Annotated in this window: 13 protein-coding genes and 2 pseudogenes; 4 read left to right on the forward strand and 11 right to left on the reverse strand. The window is 68.2% G+C overall.

The features are described from left to right. Positions 1–23 precede the first annotated feature (23 nt). Entirely contained in the window at positions 24–1,406 is a 1,383-nt protein-coding gene (locus OG306_RS39540; RefSeq protein WP_371666185.1) for a transposase, read from the reverse strand. A 553-nt stretch (positions 1,407–1,959) separates the two neighbouring features. Here OG306_RS39540 and OG306_RS39545 point away from each other — a divergent pair. Both OG306_RS39545 and OG306_RS39550 read left to right on the forward strand, forming a co-directional pair. Then, the gene (locus tag OG306_RS39545) at positions 1,960–2,922 is read left to right on the forward strand and encodes a hypothetical protein (RefSeq protein ID WP_266751461.1); all 963 of its coding nucleotides are present in this window, start codon (positions 1,960–1,962) and stop codon (positions 2,920–2,922) included. A gap of 59 nt (positions 2,923–2,981) precedes the next feature. Next, a complete protein-coding gene (locus tag OG306_RS39550) occupies positions 2,982–5,099 on the forward strand; it encodes a PQQ-dependent sugar dehydrogenase (protein ID WP_266904224.1) in 2,118 nt (705 codons plus the stop codon). Positions 5,100–5,444: 345 nt separating this feature from the next. Here OG306_RS39550 and OG306_RS39555 read toward each other — a convergent pair whose 3' ends face one another. Then, entirely contained in the window at positions 5,445–6,086 is a 642-nt protein-coding gene (locus OG306_RS39555; RefSeq protein ID WP_371666186.1) for a hypothetical protein, read from the reverse strand. Between the two features lie 457 nt (positions 6,087–6,543). Next, a pseudogene (locus OG306_RS39560) lies at positions 6,544–7,637 on the reverse strand (integrase core domain-containing protein). Positions 7,638–7,898: 261 nt separating this feature from the next. On the opposite strand from OG306_RS39560, the gene OG306_RS39565 reads away from it, so the two are divergent. Then, complete coding sequence (locus OG306_RS39565; RefSeq protein ID WP_371666187.1) at positions 7,899–9,950, forward strand: phosphocholine-specific phospholipase C; 2,052 nt, start codon at positions 7,899–7,901, stop codon at positions 9,948–9,950. Positions 9,951–10,076: 126 nt separating this feature from the next. Here the strand turns inward: OG306_RS39565 and OG306_RS39570 are convergent, their stop codons facing one another. Further along, entirely contained in the window at positions 10,077–11,411 is a 1,335-nt protein-coding gene (locus OG306_RS39570; protein WP_266904218.1) for a GH1 family beta-glucosidase, read from the reverse strand. Between the two features lie 61 nt (positions 11,412–11,472). Between OG306_RS39570 and OG306_RS39575 the strand changes: the two genes are divergently transcribed. Beyond that, positions 11,473–12,096, forward strand: coding sequence for a TetR/AcrR family transcriptional regulator (locus OG306_RS39575; RefSeq protein WP_266751471.1), 624 nt, complete (start codon positions 11,473–11,475; stop codon positions 12,094–12,096). Between the two features lie 6 nt (positions 12,097–12,102). On the opposite strand, the gene OG306_RS39580 is transcribed toward OG306_RS39575, so the two are convergent. The 7 genes and pseudogenes from OG306_RS39580 to OG306_RS39610 all read right to left on the reverse strand — a co-directional run bounded on the left by OG306_RS39580 (position 12,103) and on the right by OG306_RS39610 (position 20,985). Further along, positions 12,103–13,401, reverse strand: coding sequence for an MFS transporter (locus tag OG306_RS39580; RefSeq protein ID WP_266904216.1), 1,299 nt, complete (start codon positions 13,399–13,401; stop codon positions 12,103–12,105). Beyond that, positions 13,398–15,458: an alpha-galactosidase gene (locus OG306_RS39585; protein ID WP_371666188.1), complete on the reverse strand. Its 2,061-nt coding sequence runs from the start codon at positions 15,456–15,458 to the stop codon at positions 13,398–13,400. The genes OG306_RS39580 and OG306_RS39585 overlap by 4 nt, the downstream gene beginning before the upstream one ends. Positions 15,459–15,680: 222 nt before the next feature. Then, positions 15,681–17,744, reverse strand: coding sequence for a discoidin domain-containing protein (locus OG306_RS39590; RefSeq protein ID WP_266751477.1), 2,064 nt, complete (start codon positions 17,742–17,744; stop codon positions 15,681–15,683). Positions 17,745–18,193: 449 nt separating this feature from the next. Further along, positions 18,194–18,730 (reverse strand): hypothetical protein, encoded by a 537-nt coding sequence (locus OG306_RS39595; protein ID WP_323187774.1) that lies wholly within the window; start codon positions 18,728–18,730, stop codon positions 18,194–18,196. An 82-nt stretch (positions 18,731–18,812) separates the two neighbouring features. Beyond that, a pseudogene (locus OG306_RS39600) lies at positions 18,813–19,268 on the reverse strand (transposase); the annotation flags it as partial. 476 nt (positions 19,269–19,744) lie between these two features. Beyond that, the gene (locus tag OG306_RS39605) at positions 19,745–20,164 is read right to left on the reverse strand and encodes a DUF6207 family protein (protein ID WP_371666189.1); all 420 of its coding nucleotides are present in this window, start codon (positions 20,162–20,164) and stop codon (positions 19,745–19,747) included. 194 nt (positions 20,165–20,358) lie between these two features. Continuing rightward, positions 20,359–20,985 carry a hypothetical protein gene (locus tag OG306_RS39610; RefSeq protein WP_327350248.1) on the reverse strand — a complete coding sequence of 209 codons (627 nt, stop codon included), beginning with the start codon at positions 20,983–20,985 and terminating at the stop codon, positions 20,359–20,361. Between the last annotated feature and the right edge of the window lie 495 nt (positions 20,986–21,480).

A 21,480-nucleotide genomic window follows, 5' to 3' on the forward strand; every position in this document is an offset into this window, starting at 1 on the left:
AGCAGGCACCTCTTCTCGTTTCCTCATCCACAGGACACGAGCCGCTCGGCGGATCGAGGCTTAGCGAACTCGACGACGATGGCGTCTCGTTCGCGTTGTCGCACCGGGTGCCATCCGGTGCTGGTGTTGCCCTGGGGGCAGCGGACCCGTCGGGCTTTCCAGTCGATCCGGAAGGCGCTCTTGTCGTAGCCGGCGTGGCTCTTGGCCTGGGCGGATCGGTCGAGGAGGACGGGAGTGACCATGACGGTTCCGCGGCTGCGGGCGGTCTCGATCAGTTCGGCGGAGGGGTAACCGGAGTCCAGGTAGTGCTCGGCGGGCGGCAGGCCGCGGTCGGCGAGTTGTTGCTGGATCGGCGCGGTGGCCTTCACGTCCGGCACCGTCGACAGGGTGGTGGTCACATCCGTGATCAGGTTCGGCCGTCCCCGGACTTCGGCTTCGGCTTCGGCTTCGGGGGGAGTGTTGTCGCAGCTCTCGGTGAGATGGACCTTGTAGCCGAGCCAGAACAGGTCGTCGCCCTTGGCGGACCAGCGGGCGTCGGTGTCGTAGGGCGAGGCGAGGCGGAGATGGCCGGGCGGGACACCGTCCTCGTCGGCTTCCCGCTTGCTGACCACCTCCTTGCCCCGGCTGCTGGTGCGGACGGTGTAGGTCTGCACGAGGACTTGGCGCATGATGTCCACGGCCCCGATCTCCCGCAGCCAGGCCGGCGCGTCGGGCGACCAGACGGCCCGGCACAGCCGCAACGCGTCCTGTCCGTAGACCTGGGACAACTGGTCGCGCTTGACCTTGGAGCCGGGCAGTTTCCAGCTGTCGACCCGAGGTCCGTAGCGGTGGGCGAACTCCGGCACGTCCACGGCCCGGGCCAGCCAGTCCGGTGCCGCGACCGACAGCGCCTCCAGCGCAGCCCGCACGCTCTCCCCGGCCAGCTCCAACCGGTTCAAGTCCCGTACCGCGCTGACCACATGGGTGGAATCGGTGCGCTGCTTTCCTCCCGCGGCCACCAGCCCGGCGTCCACGCAGTACTCAAGGAGCCGGTCGAAGACGACACGCTCCATGCCGTTGCCGACCAGGCGGGCCCGGAACCGGGGCAGCACACTGTGGTCGAAGCCGGTGTCCGTCAGCTCCAGGCCGAGGGCGTACTTCCAGTCGATGGCCCGTATCGCCATCGCCGCGGCCTGCCGATCAGTCAAATTCTCCGCGAACTGCAACACCGTGACCAGCGACAGCATCCCCGGCGACAGACCCGGCGCCCCACGCACCCCGAACGCCTCGGCGAACGGCTCATCGGTGAAGACCTCCCCGAGCCGGTCCCGCACCCGGATCGCCAAACTCCCCTGCGGGAACGCCGCCCGCGCGACCCGCACCGTCTGCTCCGGCACCGGCGGCAGCCCCATCGGCCGCAACGACATCACAACCCACCCTCCACGGCCGGACGACACGTAACGACCGCAGGAACGATCATCACCTACCGGTCAAGCAGCCGCAGAGAATTGCGCACCAGAGTCGCGAACAACGTCAAAGACCTTCCGGTAACTTCTCGGGCCGAGCATTCTCATCCCTGCATGGCGCGATACACCGTCTTATGTGCCTTCCGCATCAACTGGCGGCTGTAGTGACGACTTGCGGCCGGGGCGATGCTGTCCAGCGGGTGGACCGGCGCCTGCGCGGTCACCCGCCAGACCGCTTTACCCACCCGCCGTACCCGCCCGGACTCGGGGCGAGTCGTCCGTAAACCGCCGTGAGCTGCTTGGTATCTGTGCCTTGAAGGGCCGCTCACGGGCTGCGTCCTTGTCAGCGAGGAGTCCGTGCCGCCGCCGCATTGGTTCCCTTAATTTGGCGAGTACACGCCCATTGCCAGGGGCGTCGCGAGGGAGTTACATGGTTCCAGAACGCGAACGAAAGCGCTTTCTGTCGATCGGGAACCCCCGGTCGACTGCCCCTTCGCTGCCGCTGGGAGGCTGAATGACACCGCCCCGCACCAGACGCTACTCACTGGCCGTCGCCGCGCTCGCCGCGACCGCCTCGCTTGCCGCCGCCACGTTTCCGGCCCAGGCGGCCCGCCCCTCAACCGCCCATACTCCGCTGCGAGCCCAGGCCGTGGTGGCGTACGACTTCGGGCACCCGGACCCCGCCGACCCCGGTCGCGAGCAGGACATCGGACGCTCCGGCACCACGCTCAGCCTGATCAACGGCGGTTCCGCGATGCGCGTGGCCGACGAGGCGTACCCGGGTTCTTCGCCCGCCCTGCAGGTGCGCCAGCAGAACCCGGCCACCGCGGGCAACGACGACTGGAAGGCCGGGGCCTGGGACGCCGAAGGCATGCCGTCGCTCGGGGCGTTCAACAGTGCCCGGGGCGCCACTGTCATGGGCTGGTTCAAGATGACGGGCGACAATCCCGCCCTCAACTCCAACACGGCCGACCCCGGCGACCGTTACAACGCGATCGGGCTGGCCGGCATACTGTCCGGAACATCTGACGGCCACGCGGTGCGTGCGCTGCTGGAACTCATCCAGGTCAATGGTGAGTTGAAGCTGGTCGCGCTGGGCAGACGCCTGGACAGCGGCGCCTCCCAGACGTTCGCCGCCGGCGCCCCCTGGGAAGAACTGCTGCCCCGCGGTGAATGGGTCCACCTGGCCGCGACGTTCGACTTCCGCGACGGCACACTCGCCCTCTACCGCGACGGCAAGCCCCTGGACGGCTTCTACGTCACGCCGGGCGACCCCTGGGAACTCGCCACCACGCCCGCGCCCCACCGCGCCTCGCCCACCGATCCCCGCGGCATCAAGATCGGCGGCAGCTTCCCCCAGAACACCCGGGAGAGCAACGCCTGCGACTGCCGCATGGACGACCTCCTGTTCCTGGACCGCCCGGTGCCGGCCGGAGCGGTGGCGGCGGAGTACCAGCGCATGACGCGGGGCCACTGACCCTTCTCGCCCCCGGATCGTCTTTCCCTTACTTATCACGCCAGCCCGAAGGGACCCGCATGGAGTCACGACGTACATACCGAAGGCACTGGGCGGCCGTGGCCGTCAGCGCGGCCCTCGCCCTGGGCGGTCTCGCCGCGCCTTCCCATGCCGACGAGCCCGCCGCGGCGACAGCCGCCCTGACCGACCCCATTCCGCAGAAGCCCGTCCAGTCCAGGACGGGGCTCGTCCTGCAGGAGTTCGCACAGTTCCCCAAGTCGGAACCGGTGCCGGAGCCGACGGATCCGCGCCTGATGCGCCACGCCCGGATCAATACCATCAATGAACTCCCCGACGGCTCCGGCCGGATGGCGACTCCCGACCTCAACGGCACCCTGTACCTCACCGACCCCGGCACCGCGACGCGCACTTCCGGAGGCACCCCGCACCCGTACCTGGACGTCAAGGCTGCATTCCCGCACTTCTTCTCGGGCCGCGGCCTCGGCCAGGGCTTCGGTTACGCCGCATTCCACCCGGAGTTCGGAACGAACGGGCGCTTCTACACCATCCACACCGAGCTCGCCTCGCAGGTCACCGAGACCCCCGACTACCGGCAGGCCGGCACCCTTACCTATCACGGCATCATCACCGAGTGGACCGCAGACGACCCCTCCGCGGCCGTCTTCCACGGCACCCATCGCGAGGTGCTGCGTATCGGCTTCACCGGCCAGGTCCACGGCATTCAGCAGATCGACTTCAACCCGACGGCAAAGCCTCACGACGAGGACTACGGCCTCCTCTACCTCGCGGTGGGCGACGGAGGCCAAGGCGTCGGCAACAGCGAACCGCAGAATCTGACGCTCCCGCACGGCAAACTTCTGCGGATCGACCCCGCGGGCCGTGACAGCGGCAACGGCCGGTACGGCATCCCCGCGTCCAACCCGTTCGTCGGTGAGCCCGGTGCGCTCGGTGAGATCTACGCCATTGGCATGCGGGACCCGCACCGCTTCAGCTGGGACGAGGGCGGCAGCCACCGTATGTATCTCGGCCACATAGGCGAGCACGCCATCGAGTCGGTGTACGAGGTCAAGGCCGGGGACAACTTCGGCTGGAGCGAGCGCGAGGGCGCCTTCGCATTCGACAAGAAGACCACAGACCCGTGTGCCCGCATCCTTCCCCTTCCGGCCGACGACGCCCAGTACGGCTACACCTACCCGGTCGCCGCCTACGACCACGACCCGGGACCCGGCTGGAACTGCCAGACCGATGTGGGCCGCGCCATTGCCGGAGGCTTCGTCTACCGCGGCAAGGACGCGCCGGCGCTGCGTGGAAAGTACATTTTCGGTGACCTCGTGGACGGCCGGATCCTGGCCGCGAACACCCGCGACATGCACCGCGGCGCCGACCTCGCGCCGCTCGAGCAGCTGATGCTGTTCGACAAGTCCGCCGGGAAGACGGTCACCATGCGCGACCTCGCCGGTGACCAACGTGTCGACCTGCGCTTCGGCTCCGACCGCAGCGGCGGCCTGTACATCGTCTCGAAGGCCAACGGCAAGGTCTGGAAGGTGACCGGGACCCGCACCTTCGCCGACTGCGAGATCGGCAACACCCCCACCACCCACACCACCGGGCCCGACAACTGGGCGCCGGTCACCCCGGCCAAGTGGGCGTACACCGAACGCGAGACGATCCTGGCCGAGCCGGGCGTCTCCCGCCCGGGACCGCGCCGCCCCTTCGAGTACGCCGTCCTGACCGCGGGCCCGCGCTACTCCTCCGTCACCATCGAGGCGGAGGTCCGGATCGATACCCCCGTCGAGATCACCAACCGTGACGTCATCCTCATCTGGGACTATCAGTCGGACACCCGATTCCAGTACGCACACCTGTCGAGCGACAACACCATCTACCCGCACAACGGTTTGTTCACAGTCAACGACGCCGACCGGCTGCGCATTGACGACCAGTGGAACGGAACCTACGGCGCACCTCCGGCGATCAAGGACGACGGATGGCACAAGGTGCGCCTCACCCACTGCGCCGACACCGGTGAGACCGCCGTCTACCTGGACGGCAGCCACAACCCGCTGATCACGGCCACCGACCCGGTCTTCGCCTCGGGCCGGGTGGGCTTCGGATCCTTCGACAACGAGGGCCGCGTCCGACACCTGAAGGTGACGGGCACTCAGGCCTCCGACTGACCTTGCCGGGAGCGGGCCGGGGTATTCGGCCCGCTCCCGCATCGTCCGTCGACTTCGTCGGCTGTGGTGATGTCGAGGGCGACGAGTCCGGGTTTGCTGAGGTGCTGTGAGTGGATCGGTTGCATGCCGGTTCGGCTGTGCACCGTCCTCGTCGACGCTTCTGTGCGCCTTTGCGGTCCCGGGCTGGATGTTCCGAGTAGGGATATCGTTGGGTCGGGGGCCGGACGGGAATCCCGGCCCGGTTACGACGGGCCGGGATTCTGTGTTGTGTGCCTGGCCGGAGGGCCCCGGCCCGATTACGGCGGGCCGGGGTTCTGCGGCATGCGTATCAGGCGGTTGCTGGGTTTAGTAGTCGCCGAAGTCGCCGAAGTCGCCGCCCTCGCCGCCCTCGCCCCTCTCACCGTGGTGGCGCTTGACAACGCGGAAGCTGGCGATGACTCCGTTCTTGACCTTCACACCGCCATTCATCTCCTCGTGGTGCTTCTTCCCGTGGTCCTCGCCCTTCTCGAAGTTCTCGTCCTCGTCCTTGCCCGGGCGGACGTTGTTGGCGGAGCTGCGGGGGCCGACGGTGGCGATGGGGGCGCCGTTGTCGCACACGGCTCCGCGGAAGACCTCGACTTCGTTGCGGCTTTCGTTGCGGATGTTGAAGCTCTTGGCACCCAGGCCGCTGACGACGGTGATGCAGCCGTCGGGGCGGCCGGAGTATTCGCGCTCGTTGATGTGGATCCGGCCCTCGTAATGGCGCCTGCCCTCGCGCTCGTTGCCTCCGCGCTCGTTGCCCCGGCGCTCGTTGCCTTCGTTGCCCTTGCCGTTGTTGCCGCCTTCCCCGCCCATGAGTGTCTGGGCGGGGATGGTGTCCGCGGCCACCTGGGCCTGGGCCTGGGCCTGGGGGGCGGGGACGGCGGTGGCGTAGGTGATGCCGGTCGCGGTCAGTACTGCGGCGGTCGCGACGGCCGTGGCGATCGCGTGGGAACGGGTCATGATCATGTCGTTTGTTCTCCTTCTTGGACCTCAGAGACAGTCCCGCTGTGACAGCCGGTGCGATTGAACGTACTAACACCCCCTATTGCTGTCATATCGAGCAAATCGGGAGCCCTGGTTTGTGGGGCTGATCGGGTATGCAGAACTCCTCTAGGTGGCGTCTGACTGACCGTCAAAATCAAGTGAAGTGCGGGAGATTGAAAGTCCATTAGCCCTTGCAGGTGATCTTCTGACGTCTACTCACCCGCTGTGGCGGTGGGGCGCTGGGAAGTGTCGGCAAGTCGCTGCTTGACATGTGGCCTGTCGTAGGCTCCAGGGGGTCGCATGAACGGTGGCTGGCCGACGAACGTGATCGCGCAGGGCAGGGTTCGTCCAGGCCGGACGGTGACCAATGCCGGCGGGCACGGCCTGCCCGTCGCGGCCTGGGCCGGCCGTGTGCCGTTCAGAAACTCATCGCTGCTGGTCAAGCCGCGTACCTGTACTCGTTGATGGCGCCGCCGAGTACTCGGGTGCGGAGGAGTCGGTGCGCGGTCAAGTCGGTCGAGGGCGCCGGGTGCTCCTGGGCGAGGGGAGGAAGTTGTCCCCGGGCCTGGTGGGGCGATGGCCGTTGTAGTGGAAGGCGTAGACGTCGAGCACGCGTCGAGCGTGGGCTTCGTTCAGGATCAGCAGGTGGTCAAGGGCCTCGCGCCGGAGTGTCCCGATGACCCTTTCGCAGTGCGCGTTCATCCGTGGGGCCCGCGGCGCCGTCTTCAGGGTCTCGATGCCCTCGGACGCGAAGACCGCGTCGAAGGACTCGGTGTACTTGCGGTCCCGGTCGCGGACCAAGAAGCGCAGCGACTCCAAGCGCAGGCCCAGGTCGACGGCGAGGCTGCGGGCTTGCCGGACCGTCCACTGCGCGGTCGGATGCGCGGTCATACCAGCGATGTGCAGGCGGCGCGTGCCGTGCTCGAGGAAGACCAGTGCGTAGACCCGGCGACGATCAACCAGGTCGATGTGCAGTAAGTCGCGGGCGATGACGCCGTCGGTCTGCGCCGTCAGGAACTCTCGCCACGTCGGCCCACCTCTACGGGGAGCAGGGCCTACTCCGGCAACAGTCAAGATCTCCCAGACCGTGGAGGCTCCGACCCGATGCCCGAGCCGCGCGAGCTCGCCTTGGATCCTGCAACACCCCCAACGCGGATTCTCTGCGGCCAGCCGCAGCACCAGCTCTTTGATCGCCTTCGTGGTCGGTGGCCGGCCGGGCCTGCTCCGGCGCTTGCTGTAGTCCCACCGGCGCGCCACGAGCCTTCGATGCCACGCCAGCACGGTGCCCGGAGTCACCGGGAACACCTGCGCCCGACGACGCCGGGGTATCGGCGAGGACAACGCTGCGAACCACAGCCGGTCCGCCGGCTCGTAGCGCACCGGACCTGCAAGTTGCCTGCGCAGCACCGCGTTCTCGTGCCGCAGGACAAGAAGTTCGGCGTCCTTGGCCACCTGCCGACGCAGCAGCAACACCGGGACCGACAACAGCTTCCTCGTCACCCGACAGACCAGCGAGACAATTACCCGCGGCATCGTCCCACGTGACCCTGAGCGCCACCAGACCCCCTATGACCTGCAGCGACGCATTTCTGAACGGCACACGATCCGAGGGCAGTGGAACGGGACTTGTGACACGACGTGCGGCGACGGGCCGACGTCCCGCACACCATCCGTCCACATTTTGCACGACCGTCACCTCAGCCCACTTTCCTCAAGCCCGGGTCCTCTTGAATACTCCGTCTGCCCCTCTTCGTGGACGGACATCACCGAAGCAACAGGAGGATCCCCACAGCCATGACCGAAATCAATCGGCGTCGCTTCCTTCAAATCGCCGGAGCCACCACGGGGTTCGCCGCCCTGTCCGGCTCCATCGACCGCGCAGCCGCCATCCCCGCGGCGCGCCGCAGCGGAACCGTCCAGGACATCGAACACATCGTCGTCCTCATGCAGGAGAACCGTTCCTTCGACCATTACTTCGGGTCGATGAAGGGCGTCCGGGGCTTCGGAGACCCCCGCCCGGTGACACTGCCCAGCGGCAAACCGGTATGGAACCAGGCAATCGTCGGCATAGAAACCCTGCCGTACCACCCGGACGCCGACGACCTCGGCATGCAGTTCATCGCGGGCCTCGATCACGACTGGGCCGGCGGCCACACCGCGTTCAACAACGGCAAGTACGACAAGTGGATACTCGCCAAGGGTGCCGGCACCATGGCGCACCTGACACGGGACGACATCCCGTTCCACTACGCCCTCGCCGACAAGTTCACCGTCTGCGACGACTACCACTGCTCGTTCATGGGTGCGACCGACCCGAACCGCTACTACATGCTCTCCGGCCACGTCGGCAACGACGGCACCGGCGGCGGCCCGGTCCTCGGCAACCAGGAAGCAGGTTACGGCTGGACGACGTACGCCGAACGCCTGGAGCAGGCAGGCATCTCCTGGAAGGTGTACCAGGACATCGGCGACGGTCTCGACGCGGCCGGCGGCTGGGGCTGGACCGACGACGCGTACCGCGGCAACTACGGCGACAACTCCCTGCTGTACTTCAACAACTACCGCAACGCCAAGCCCGGCGACCCCCTGTACGAAAAGGCCCGCACCGGCACGAACGCCAAGGCGGGAGACGGATACTTCGACATCCTCAAAGCCGACGTCAAGGCCGGCAGGCTGCCGGAGATCTCCTGGATCGCCGCACCCGAAGCGTTCTCCGAACACCCCAACTGGCCGGCGAACTTCGGAGCTTGGTACATCTCGCACGTACTTGACGCACTCACCTCGAACCCTGACGTATGGAGCAAGACCGCCCTTTTCATTACATACGACGAGAACGACGGCTACTTCGACCACGTCGTGCCGCCCTATCCGCCAGCCTCCGCAGCCCAGGGCCTGTCCAGCGTCGACGCCACACTCGACCACTACAAGGGCAGCATCGGATACGCCGCAGGCCCCTACGGCCTCGGACAGCGCGTCCCCATGATCGTGGTCTCGCCATGGTCCACCGGCGGATACGTCTGCTCCGAGACCTTCGACCACACCTCGATCCTGCGCTTCATGGAGAACCGGTTCGGAGTGAAGGAAACCAACATCTCGCCATGGCGGCGCGCCATCTGCGGTGACCTCACATCCGCCTTCGACTTCTCCCTCAAGATCACGGACCCGGCTGACCTGCCGGACACCGCGGGCTACGCTCCGCCGGACCGCGACCGCCACAAGAGCTACGTACCGAAGCCGCCCGCCCAGGGCACGCTGCCCAGGCAGGAGGCCGGGGCGCGGCCGAGCCGCCCGCTCTCCTACGCTCCCTATGTCGACGGGGCCGCGGACCTCGCGACCGGCAAGTACAAGCTGACGTTCAGCGCGGGAGACCAGGTGGGCGCCGCCTTCCAGGTGCGCTCGCAGAAGCGCACCGACGGCCCGTGGACGTACACGGCGGCAGCCGGGAAGCCCGTTTCCGACAGTTGGAACTCGGCGTACTCCGGCGGCGGTTACGACCTCACGGCCCACGGTCCGAACGGCTTCCTGCGCACCTTCAAGGGCAACAACAAAGCCGCCGAGCCGGAGGTGACGGCACGCCACGACGCCGGCAACCTGAAGCTCACCCTGACCAACCCGTCGACCGCCGACGCGCACCTCACCGTGACCAACGCGTACGGCGGCGGGCGCCACACCTACATGGTCCGCGCCGGCGCCACCGTCGTGCAGAGCATCGACCTGCGCGCCACCAAGCGCTGGTACGACCTGACGGTCGTGGTCGAGGGCAACGCCGGATACCTGCGGCGCCTGGCCGGGCACGTTGAGAACGGTCAGGTCGGCGTGAGTGACCCGGGCATCGCAACCGTGTGAGACCCGTGCCCCTCCGCCCGGTGGACGGAGGGGCACACACCCGGAGCATGATGAGGCGTCAGCGTAACGTGCCGGAGCTCATCACCCCGCGAGTACGCAATCCGCGACGCGATCCCGGCGGGCGGCTCAACCGCGCTGAGCGCGGATGAGGTCGCGGTACCACGCGAAGGACGCCTTCGGGGTGCGGACCTGGGTGTCGTGGTCGACGTGGACGAGACCGAAGCGCTGGTGGAAGCCCTCGGCCCATTCGAAGTTGTCCATCAGGGTCCAGGTGAAGTAGCCGCGCACGTCCGCGCCCTGGGCCACGGCGGTGTTGACGGCCTGGAGGTGGGTGTCCAAGTAGTCGATGCGGTCGAGGTCGAGGACGGTGCCGTCCGCGTTGACGACGTCCTCGGTCGAGCAGCCGTTCTCCGTGATGTAGACCGGCGGGAGTGCCGGGTAGCGCTCCTTGAGGCCGACGAGCAGTTCCCGTAGGCCGTCGGGGACGACGGGCCAGTCGAAGGAGGTGCGGCGGTAGCCCTCGATGGGGGCCTCTTCGAACGGCAGTCCCTCGGACGCCGGCGCCTGGATCCGGGTCGGGTTGTAGTAGTTGATGCCGAGCGCGCTCAAGGGGGCCGAGATCAGTTCGAGATCGCCGTCCCGCACGGAGCCGCCGAGGGTCGTGTCCGCGCCGAAGTCCGACAGGTCCGGGTAGGTGCCCGTGAGGATCGGGTCGTTGAACAGGCGGTTGTGCAGGTTGTCATAGGCTCGCGCGGCGGCGTGGTCGGCGGGGGAGTCCGAAGCGGGCCAGACCGGGGTGCAGTTGTTGGCGATCACCACCTGGAGGCCGCGCGCCCGCAGCTCCCTCAGCGCAAGGCCATGGCCGAGCAGTTGATGGTGGGCGACCGGCAGACAGTCCAGGAACAGGGTGCGGCCCGGTGCGTGAGTGCCGAGACCGTAGCCCCAGACCATGTGGATGAACGGCTCGTTGAGTGTGATCCACTTCTGGACGCGGTCGCCCAGTCTGTCGGCCATGATGGCGGCGTACGTGGCGAAGCGGTGCGCGGTGTCGCGGTTCAGCCAGCCGCCGCTGTCCTCCAGGCCCTGCGGGAGGTCCCAGTGGAACAGGGTCGGGACAGGTTCGATGCCGCGTGCGAGCAGGCCGTCGACCAGCCGGTCATAGAAGTCCAGACCCCGGGGATTGACCTCGCCTGTGCCGGTCGGCTGGATCCGGGGCCAGGCGATGGAGAAGCGGTAGCCGGTGAGGCCCGCCTCGGCCATCAGCGCGATGTCCTCCTCGTACCGGTGGTAGTGGTCGCAGGCCACGTCACCGGTGTGCCCGTCGCGGATTGTGCCTGGCCGCGCGGTGAAGGTGTCCCATACCGAGGGTCCGCGGCCGTCCTCCCTGGTGGCGCCCTCGATCTGATACGAGGCCGTCGAGGCGCCCCAGATGAAGTCCGCGGGGAGATGGTCCAGTGTCACGTCTAACCTCCTGAAACATGAGCAGGACTCACGTTAACCCGCTCGATGGGATGATGGAAGCGTGAATCAAGATCGCACCGCAGGGACGCTGCGCCGGCTGCCGGTCCAGAAGCGCAGCGCCGAACGCTTCGAACGGCTGCTGGACGCTTGCGCCGAACTCCTGGACGAGGTCGGCTATGCAGGGCTGACCACCAAGGAGGTGGCCCGCAGGGCCGAAGTGCCCATCGGCACCCTTTACCAGTTCTTCTCCGACAGGGAGGGGTTGATCGGTGCGCTCGCCGCCCGCAATCTGGAGTCCTTCCTGGGGCGGGTCGCGGACCGGCTGGAGCAAGAGGAGCCCGAGGGCATCTCGGGCATCGTGGATGTGACCGTCGACGAGTTCGTCACCATGCGCCGGACGATCACCGGTTTCGGCGTGGTCGACTTCGGCGCGGTGGGACAGGACCACATCCTGGAGCCGACCCTGGACAACAACACCGCGGTCGCCGGAAGGCTGCGCTCACTGACCGCCTCCCTGATAGGGGTCCAGGACGACGCCGAATTCGAGATCGCGGTGCGGGTGGCCCTGGAGTGCGCCGACAGCGTGCTGCAACTCGCCTTCCGTATCGATCCGCTGGGCGACGCCCAGCTGATCGCTGAGTGCAAACGAGTCCTCAACAGCTATCTGAACGATCGACGCCGGTGACCGGCCCTAGCGGACGGCCTTGACCTTCCAGACCAATACCGCGCCCAGCGCGGACATGGCCGCCGAGCAGAGGAACAGCGAGCTGTAGCCTCCCGGAGCGCCGAGCACGACCGAGGCGATCGGGGGGACGAGGACGTAGGGCAGGGAGGTCATCAGGTTGGCCAGGGCCATGTCCTTGCCGCGGTCCGCCGAGGCGGGGAGCACCTCGGTGACCAGGGCGGTGTCGACGGCCAGATACACGCCGTAGCCCAGGCCCAGGATGACGGCCGCGACCAGCGTCATGGTCCACGTGGGCGACAGCGCGAGCGGGACCGCGGCGACGGCCATCGTGACGCCGCCGAGGAAGACCAGCATGCGCCGCTTGCCCAGCTTGTCGGAGAGCCAGCCGCTGAGGACGACCGTAGAGATCGTGGCCAGGCAATTGATGCCGATCACGATGAGCAGACCGTCCTCGGTGGACTGGCCGGGGAACAACTTCTCGTAGTGCAGTACGTCGTCCAGGAAGTACGGCAGGTAGAGCGTGCCCATGCCGTAGCCGAGACCCATGATGAAGCGGGAGCTCAACGCCCAGACGAAGTCGGGGTGCGCGCGCGGGCTGATCCGGTAGCCGTCCAGGAAGGTGCGCAGCGAGAACGGCTCGCGGAGCCGGCGGGGCAGCGGCGGATCCTTCATGGTGGTCGCGAACAGCAGGATCAGGAGCGGCAGTGCGGCCATCAGCAGGTACTGCGAGGCGAAGCCCGTGACCAGACCGATCAGCAGCCCGCCCGCGATCAGGGCGCCCGCCTGCGGGACCATGGCCCAGCCCAGCACGGCGCCGCGCTGGGCGACCGGGACCTGGTCGGGCACCACCGGGGAGAGTCCGGCGCCGATGATCATGAACGAGGCGGACAGCACGAGGGAGCCGAGCGCGACCCCGACGACCGTCGTCTGGAGGCCGGTGAAGACCAGCGTCGCCATGCAGACGAGCGAGCCCACGAGCAGCCACGGCCGGCGGCGGCCGAACCGGCTGGTGGTGCGGTCGCTGAGCGTGCCGGCCAGCGGTGCGATGACGATGCCCGAGATCGCGCCCATCATGCTGACCCAGGCGTAGCTGCCGACCTTCCCCGCCGGGTCGATCTGGGCGATCTGCTCGGGCATCAGGAACGTCGTCGGTACCTGCATCGGGACGAACACCCCGACATTGGCCAGGACGTACAGGGCGACCCAGCCGGGGCCGACCCGGCGGACGGGCTCGGCGAGGGCCTCGGGACGCTCGGACAGCCGGCTGCGCTCGGGGTGATCGGGCAGCTCGGGGGCAAGGCTCATCGGGACACTCTCTTGAAGTGGACGAGCTCGCTCGTCCAGTCGAAGGACAGCAGTGGCGGGAGACCGTGGCTGAGCAGGACGTCGCCCTCGTGGACGGCGCCGGTGGCCTCATCCCGGTAGCGGGCGTCGGGGGCGAGGCCCTTCAGCCGGGTGCGGGCGACCGAGCGGGTCAGCGCGGACGGCTGGAACTGGAAGACGACGACCTCGTCCTCGGTGAGGTACTGCACGGCGTCGTGCTCCAGGCGGTACTGGACGCCGCCGTGCACCACGGGCCGGATCCGCTTGTACTGCTCGACCAGCATGCGGGCCCAGGCCAGATCCTCCTCGCTCCAGTTCCGCAGGTCGCCGCCGATGCCCAGCGCCCCCGCCATCGAGACATGGAAGCGGTACCGGACCGAGGTCGGGCGGGCGCTGAAGCTGTGCGGGCTGTCGGTGACCCAGGCGCCCATGGTCCGGGCGGGCAGCAGCTGGCCGTGGCCGTGCTGGATCGCGACCCGGTCGGCGGCGTCGGTGTTGTCCGACGTCCAGACCTGGTCGGCGCGGGCCAGCACGCCCAGGTCGGCCCGGCCGCCGCCGCCCGCGCACGATTCCAGGTACAGGCCGGGACGGGCGGTACGCAGCCGGTCCATCACCTCGTAGACGCCGCGCGTGTGCTCGATCCAGACCCGGTCGGGGTCGGCGGCCCCAGGCTGCCCTGCCTCGCTGAAGGGCCGGTTCATGTCCCATTTGAGGAAGACCACGTCCAGCTCGGTGACGGTCCTGACCAGCCAGTCGACCGCCCATTCCCGGACGTCGCGGCGGGCGAAGTTCAGCACATGCTGGTGGCGGCGCCGGGTGCGGGTACGGCCGTCCTGGCAGAGGATCCAGTCGGGGTGCGCACGGTAGAGGTCGCTGTCGGGGTTGACCGCCTCGGGCTCGACCCACAGGCCGAAGCCCATGCCCAGCGTGCGGACGTGGTCGGCGAGCGGGCCCAGACCATACGGGAAGCGGTCGGGGTTGGGCCGCCAGTCGCCGAGCCCGGCCATGTCGCTGGTGCGGGCGCCGAACCAGGCGTCGTCCACGACGAAGACCTCGACGCCGAGACCCGCGGCCAGGCCGGCCAGCTCGGTCTGCTGCTTCTCGCTGATGTCGAACTCGGTCGCCTCCCACGAGTTGAAGATCAAAGGGCGTTCGGCGCGATGGGCGGGCAGCACCTCGCGTTCGACGTAGGCGTGCCAGCGGCGGCTGGTGCCACCGAAGCCGTCGGGGGCATACAGCCCGGTGAAGACCGGGGTCTCCAGACGCTCGCCGGCGGTCAGCTTCCAGACCAGGCCCTCGTGGCCGAACCCGCCCGTCCAGGAGGCGCGGCCGTAGGTGTCGCGGCGCAGGGTGATCCGGCGACTGCCGCTCCAGGCCAGGGCCGCGCTCCAGACCTCGCCGTGCTCCTCGGCGGCGTCCTGCGCGTCGAGCATCAGCCACGGCCCGGCGTGCTGTCCCGTGATGCCGAGGCGGCTGGTGAACACGGTCTCCCCGACGGGCACCCGGTCGCGCCGGAGTTGGAACTCCCGGCCCCATTCCCCCACCACATGACTGACCCGGTAGTCGTCGCGGGCGGGCAGCGTCCAGGCGGCGGAGTCGAACCGCAGGACGTCAACCGGCTCGTCAGCGGTGAGGACGGCCCAGCGCTCGATCTGGTCATGGCCGTCCCGGAGCCGGTAGTGCAGGTCGAGACCGAGGGAGCGGACACGGTCGGTGAAGGAGAGCGTGAGCAGGTCGTCCTCGACCGTGTGCGAGAGGAACCGCCACTCGAAGCCACGGACACCGTCGTCGAACCGGACGGTCAGCGACGGCGCCCCGAACCGCAGGCCGCCCTCGACCACGTACTCCTCACCCCCAGGGTCGTCGCCGCCGGGGTCCTCGTCGGGCAGGTCGGCCGCGATCACGACGGCCTGCTCCGGGGTCAGCGGCCGGCCCCAGTGCACGTGCCGGGGGACGTCGTCGGCGTCCAGCCGGAAGGCGTACGAGGTGCCAGGGGTGCTCAGGAGCCAGAGGCGGGCTTCGGAGTGGTGAGTGATCACGAAAATCCTCAAACGTGAGTAGGGCTCATGTTCTGCTCATACGTTAGGCATGCGAGCCCGCAACGCCAAGCCCCTGACGGGGGCTATCGAATTTCGCGGCGTGTGGTTCCCTGCGCTCTGCGCGGCTCGGTCGGCGAACGCGCCGGAAAGTCAGCCGGGGCCGGCCGGATCAGGAGAGCTGATTCGGCCGGCCCCGGCCCTGGACACCGCCTCACGGGTGCGTCAGTTGGCGTAGACGCCGACCTCGCGAAGTGAGTAGCCCCACTGGGTGCCGCGCTCCAGCCCCTTGATCCGTATGTAGCGCGCCGGAGTTCCGGCGAAACGCGCCGTGTCCAGGCCACCGTCACCGGCGGTCGTGGACCAGACCGTCTTCCAGGCCGTGCCGTCATCCGACAGCTCGACGCGGTACGACTTCGCGTACGCCGCCTCCCAGTCGAGGGTGACACGCTCGACCGGCTTCGAGGATCCGAGGTCGATCCGCAGCCACTGGTCGTTGTTCCACTCGCTGGCCCAGCGGGTGCCGTTGTCGCCGTCCACGGCCTTGCCGGGCGCGAAGCTGACGAACGGGTTCCACCATTCCGACGAGGACGCCGAGGCGGTGGCGCCCGAGGCCAGGTTCGCCCCGGACGTGTGCTGCTCGGTGTTGCCCCAGGTACGGAGGTAGGACTCGGCGCCCGAGAAGAGGTCGTCCACGACCCCCTGGCCGCCGACGATCCGGATGTCCTCGATCCAGTCCGGGACCATGCCGTAGTGCGCGGCGCCATCGGTGTTGAAGTCCCATGTGCGTTCGCCGGCGGTCTGCTTGTCGATCACCGAGCCGCCGTCCGTGCTGCGGAAGGGGTACTTGACCGGGTTCGGGGTGTCCCCGCCCCGCGGGGCGGGCCAGCCGCCGACACCGTTCATGTCGGTGCCGTAGCCGTAGCCGACCTTGTACTTCTCGCGCAGCGCGTCCGTGCGCTCGGCCTCCGCGCTGAACGCCTCGGAGCCGCTCATGTACTGGGCGGCGAACCCGCCGAGCTTGTAGAGCCGCTCGGTCCAGCCCAGGTCCATCCAGCTGTGCGAGGAGATGGCGCCCGGGTACGACTCGGACTCCAGGATGTCGAAGGCCTGATCCGCTGCCTTGACACTCATGTGGTCGAGCTCCAGCATCATGTGACGTTCCATCATGCCGCGCACCGCGTACGCACCCAGGCCGGTCAGCCCGCGAGTGTTGCACTGCGCGTCCGAGGCGTACGAGGGGACGGCCACCCCCGCCGGCAGCTGCTTCTCCGCCCCGGGTGCCTTCGCGTTGCCGATGGGGTTGTCGTGCTGCGGGCCGCGGCAGGTCTCCGTCTTCCAGAAGGTGCCGGTCGACAGGAACTGGCCCACGTTGATGGCCGTACCGAGGGCGCCGGAGTCGTAGCGCACCCCGCACAGGGCGTTGTCGAACTTGTGACACAGGAACATGCTGCGCACGCCCAGTTGGTGCAGCTCGTCCAGGCCGCGGTCGATGTCCTCCTTGCTGCACTGCGCGACGTCCAGGATCTGCTTGCAGCCGAACGGCTCGGAGGTCTCGACCCCCAGGACGACGGCCAGCTTGCCCTGCTTGATGACCTCGCGGGCCTGCGCGCTGTCGGTGACGATCCGGAACCAGCCCTTGCCCGGGCCGCCGTACATCTTGTCGATGAAGGCCTGCATGTCGTACGTCTTCTGCGCCTCAAGACGGATGGCGGTCATCTCGTCGCAGCTGCGGTCCTTGAAGAAGTAGACCGAGCAGATCACGCCGTTGGTGACCAGGTCGTTGACCAGCACCCGCTGGCCGCCGCGCCAGGCCCGCTCGATCCAGGCGTAGTAGTTCTGTTGGTGGGTCAGCGAGTCGTGGGCGGGCCAGTCCTTGAACGTGGGCCACCCGTTGGGGTCGTGCTTCCCGTCGCCCTTGGTGATGAAGTCGAAGACGGCGCCCGTGCCGTCGGGGTAGTGCTCGGGGCAGTCCTTGAGCGCGTCGGCGACGCCCTGCTCCGAGAACGGCTTGCCGCAGATCAGCCGGCCGCCGAAGCCCTCGTTGGACATGATGTGGTCGTGGGCGTCGACGAAGCCCCTTACACGCCCCTGGGCGTCGGCGCCCTTGAAGGGCTCGCCCGTGACGCCGATCTGCGCGTCGGGTGCGGGCCGGGCGGTCGGATCCCACCAGTTGGGCTCCGCCGCGGAGCTGGGCATCGGGCCGAGTGCCAGGGTCATCACGGCGAGGAGCAGGGATACCACCGTGAGGGATCTGAGTCTGCGGTACGGAGGTTGAACCGTGGTCATCGCATAGATCCTTAAATGTGAGCGGGACTCATGTTCTGGTCATAACTTAGGGATACGAGCCCGCAACGCCAAGCCCCTGACGGGGGCCATCGTCGGGAAATGAGGAAGAGCACCCCACCGGAAACGGGGTGCTCGCACGCCTGCTGTCGAGATCACGGAGCGCACGGGTGCCTCGGACATGACGGGCGCGTACGCAGGCACCTGCGGGGACGGGCGTGACTGCGGCGCGGGCAGCCGCTGCGCCGTGACCCATCGTCCGAGGTCTTCGCCCTACACGAGCCGGGTGTAGTGCAGCCTGTGCTCTTGACCTGCGGCATCACGGCGCGGGACGGCCGGTGTACAACTACGCGCAACCGGCTCGCTCGGGAGCGATCACGGCGTTGCATTTCTTCTGCGCGCGACATGCTGACCGCGTCGCACACGACGACTGTGCCGGAGGCATACGGCCATCAGTTGATCGGCGGAACAGTGCCGTCAACCCATGGCTTTGGCGGCACGGACGACGCGGGCAGGGCGAGTGCGCGCGCGAGCGCGGCGGTGACGGGGGTGAAGTGGTCCGGCAGGTACTGCGACACCCAGTCAGCGGCTAATGCAAGGAAGTTGGTCAGGTCATGCTCGGCACCGTCGAGCAGTCGGCGGAACTCCGTGATGGAGAGCTCGATCACCGGGCTGTCGTCCTGCTCGGCGTCGACGGTCAATCGGACGGTGTCGGCGAGGCGCTCGGCGAACGGATCGGGGTCGTGGCCGAAGGAGGCGTGGCCGCTGCCGTCGACGACCTCGTGCCAGGCACGCCAGTCCTCCAGGCCATTGCAGCAGCCGGGCAGGAAGGTGATGCCTGAGGAGCTGTCCGTGACTCGCGTGCCACCGGCCGCGAAGAGGCTGTCGAAGGTCAGCAGTCCGTGTAGGAACGATCCGGGCGGGTCGGCGTGCCGGGGCGGCCGGTCGTCGAGTTCAGGGTCGATGTCGTTGCAGCCGACGATGCGCATCACCGCTGTCCCGACTTCGGCGGGGGCGAGCTCACCGCTGAGTGGCAGGTAGCCGAACGACTCGATCTCGGCGACGGGCCAGAGGGCAAAGCCGGACCTGGTAGTGGTCGAGGCCGCATTCGTTCTTTGCGGTCTGGAAACACTCCTCGATCGTCCACCGGCGGCCGCCCACGGTCAGTGTTCAGGGCGGTGCCTGCGGGTGCGAAGCACACGTAGTAGGCGATCTCGGTGGGATCGGTGATGCTGCGGCGGGCCAGGACCCACTGCTCGACACCTTCCTCACGCCATGGACGGATCGGCGCCCGGGCCCAGTCGTAGACGCGCTCGCCGTGGGCGCCCCGCCCGCATGAACGGCGCTTCCACGCCTGTCGGGGCAGACCGGCGACCAGTTCGTCCACGGGATGGTCGTGCGTGAGGAGGTGACGACGGTGTCGGTGCGGCGGGTTGCGAGCACGTGGAACACCTCGCGCTGTTCAAGCCAGTAGCGCAAGCCCTTGACCTGCCCGTACGCCTCATCGGCGGTCAGCCACGCGAACGGCACCCCAGGTGGCAGGTGATGTCGGCCTTGGTCTTGGCGGTGACAAGGCAGTAGCTGCCGGCCTGGGACTTCGAGGTGACCGTGAAGTCCAGGTCGTTGGTGCCGCGGGACCGCCCGTAGCTGCTCTTCCTGCCGTCGCCGGAGTCGGCCTTGTCGGTGGAGCCGCTGGAGTTGGAGCCGCTGGTGGAGGGGCTGTCGGTGCAGGAGTTGTCGCTCCCGCCACTGCCGGCGGAGGCGATGGCGGTGGAGGGGCCGTGCAGCTGCCGGTGTCCGTGTCGTCGTCGGGGTCGCAGGCGGTGGTGGTGGCGAGGGCAGTCACGGCCGCGGCGGCCAGGACGAGACGGGCGGAACGGGCGGCGCGACGCGAACGCATTGAGATCTTCAGCGGCTGTCGGTTGCGGTGTTTCCTGCTGACACCGATGGAACCAGGACCGATTCGATCCTGAATTGATCCTGTGAATGTCCGGGTTTTCGTCTCAGTAACTTCGGTTCCGAAAAACGGCGTTGGATTGCACCAACCCCCGCTTGAGGGGCATGTCCGGGACGGTGCGAGTCGCCGGGACGCCCCGAGAGATCCAGCAGCTTTGGCAGCCGCAGCCGCAGCCGCAGCCGCAGCCGCAGTAGCCGCAGCACCCGGGCCCCGGTGACAACCCACCGGCCGTGCCGGGGTCCGGACCCGTGAGCCGTCGGGTGTCCGCGTGCATGTGTGCTTCGGCTCCTGGTTCACGGGGCGCTTTTTGTACGGGCCCGATTCCTGTTGTGGCCCACTGCTGTTCGAGTGCGGTCGTGACGGTGTGGGCGGTTGCTTCGTCGGGTGCGGTGATGTGGAGGTCGGCAAGCCCGGGCTCGCTGAGGTGCTGCGCGTGGATCGGTGCCGTGCCCGTACGGCTGTACACCGCCCTCGTCGACGCCTTCAGGCACCTTCGCGGTCCCGAGCCGGATGTTCCGGGAAGGGATATCCTTGGGCCGGACGAGAATCCCGGCCCGGTTACGGCGGGCCGGGATTCTGTGTTGTGCGCCTGGCCCAAGGGCCCGGGCCCGGTTACGGCGGGCCGGAGTTCTCCAGCATGCGCATCAGGCGGTTGCTGGTTTAGTAATCGCCGAAATCGCCGCCCTCGCCGAATTCGCCGCCCTCGCCGTGGTGGCGCTTGACGACGCGGAAGCTGGCGACGACTCCGTTCTTGACCTTCACGCCGTCATTCATCTTCTCGTGGTGCTTCTTCTCGTGGTGCTCGCCCTTCTCGAAGTCCTCGTCCTCGTCCTTGCCCGGGCGGACGTTGTTGGCGGAGCTGCGGGGGCCGACGGTGGCGATGGGGGCGCCGTTGTCGCACACGGCTCCGCGGAAGACCTCGACCTCGTTGCGGCTGTCGTTGCGGATGTTGAAGCTCTTGGCGCCCAGGCCGCTGACGACGGTGATGCAGCCGTCGGGGCGGCCGGAGAACTCGCGCTCGTTGATGTGGATCCTGCCCTCGTAATGGCGCCTGCCCTCACGCTCGTTGCCCCGGCGCTCGTTGCCTTCGTTGCCCCTGCCTTCGTTGCCCTTGCCCGTGTTGCCGCCCTCCCCGCCCATGGGGGCCTGGGCGAGGACGGAGGCCGGGGCCACCTGGGCCTGGGCCTGGGGGGCGGGGACGGCGGAGGCGTAGGTGATGCCGGTCGCGGTCAGTGCCGCGGCGACCGCGACGGCCGTGGCGATCGCGTGGGAACGGGTCATGATCATGTCGCTTGTTCTCCTTCTCGGACTCAGAGACAGTCCCGCTGTCACAGCCGGTACGTGATTGAACGTACTAACACCCCCTATTCCTGTCATATCGAGCAAATCGGGACCCCCGGCTTCGTGGGGCTGATCGGGTATGCAGAGCCCCCTTACGCCGCTTTGGAGAGGAACTGAGTAACCGTCAACACCACCTGAAACGTGCGAGGTTGAGTGACAGTTAGCCCTTGCAGGTGATCTTCTGACGTCTACTCACCCACTGTGGCAGTGGGGCGCCGGGAAGTATCGGCAAGTCGCTGCTTGACATGTGGCCTGCCATACGTTCCAAGGAGGCCACATGGACGGTGACTGTACGACGAACGTGACCGCGCATAGCAGGGTTCGTCCAGGCCGGACGGCGACCAATACCGGCGGGCACCCCCTGCCCGCCGCGGCCTGGACCGGCCGCCCCGAGGACCCGAGCGGGCAGCACCAGGACCGTCCGGGCACGATGACCATCTG

This window comes from Streptomyces sp. NBC_01241 (assembly GCF_041435435.1).
Lineage (GTDB): Bacteria > Actinomycetota > Actinomycetes > Streptomycetales > Streptomycetaceae > Streptomyces.

Bases quoted from the DNA above. Each gene is read 5' to 3' on its own strand.
- OG306_RS39540 (WP_371666185.1), bottom strand. From the start codon at position 1,406: ATGTCGTTGCGGCCGATGGGGCTGCCGCCGGTGCCGGAGCAGACGGTG.
- OG306_RS39545 (WP_266751461.1), top strand. From the start codon at position 1,960: ATGACACCGCCCCGCACCAGACGCTACTCACTGGCCGTCGCCGCGCTC.
- OG306_RS39550 (WP_266904224.1), top strand. From the start codon at position 2,982: ATGGAGTCACGACGTACATACCGAAGGCACTGGGCGGCCGTGGCCGTC.
- OG306_RS39555 (WP_371666186.1), bottom strand. From the start codon at position 6,086: ATGATCATGACCCGTTCCCACGCGATCGCCACGGCCGTCGCGACCGCC.
- OG306_RS39565 (WP_371666187.1), top strand. From the start codon at position 7,899: ATGACCGAAATCAATCGGCGTCGCTTCCTTCAAATCGCCGGAGCCACC.
- OG306_RS39580 (WP_266904216.1), bottom strand. From the start codon at position 13,401: ATGAGCCTTGCCCCCGAGCTGCCCGATCACCCCGAGCGCAGCCGGCTG.
- OG306_RS39590 (WP_266751477.1), bottom strand. From the start codon at position 17,744: ATGACCACGGTTCAACCTCCGTACCGCAGACTCAGATCCCTCACGGTG.
- OG306_RS39595 (WP_323187774.1), bottom strand. From the start codon at position 18,730: ATGCGCATCGTCGGCTGCAACGACATCGACCCTGAACTCGACGACCGG.
- OG306_RS39610 (WP_327350248.1), bottom strand. From the start codon at position 20,985: ATGATCATGACCCGTTCCCACGCGATCGCCACGGCCGTCGCGGTCGCC.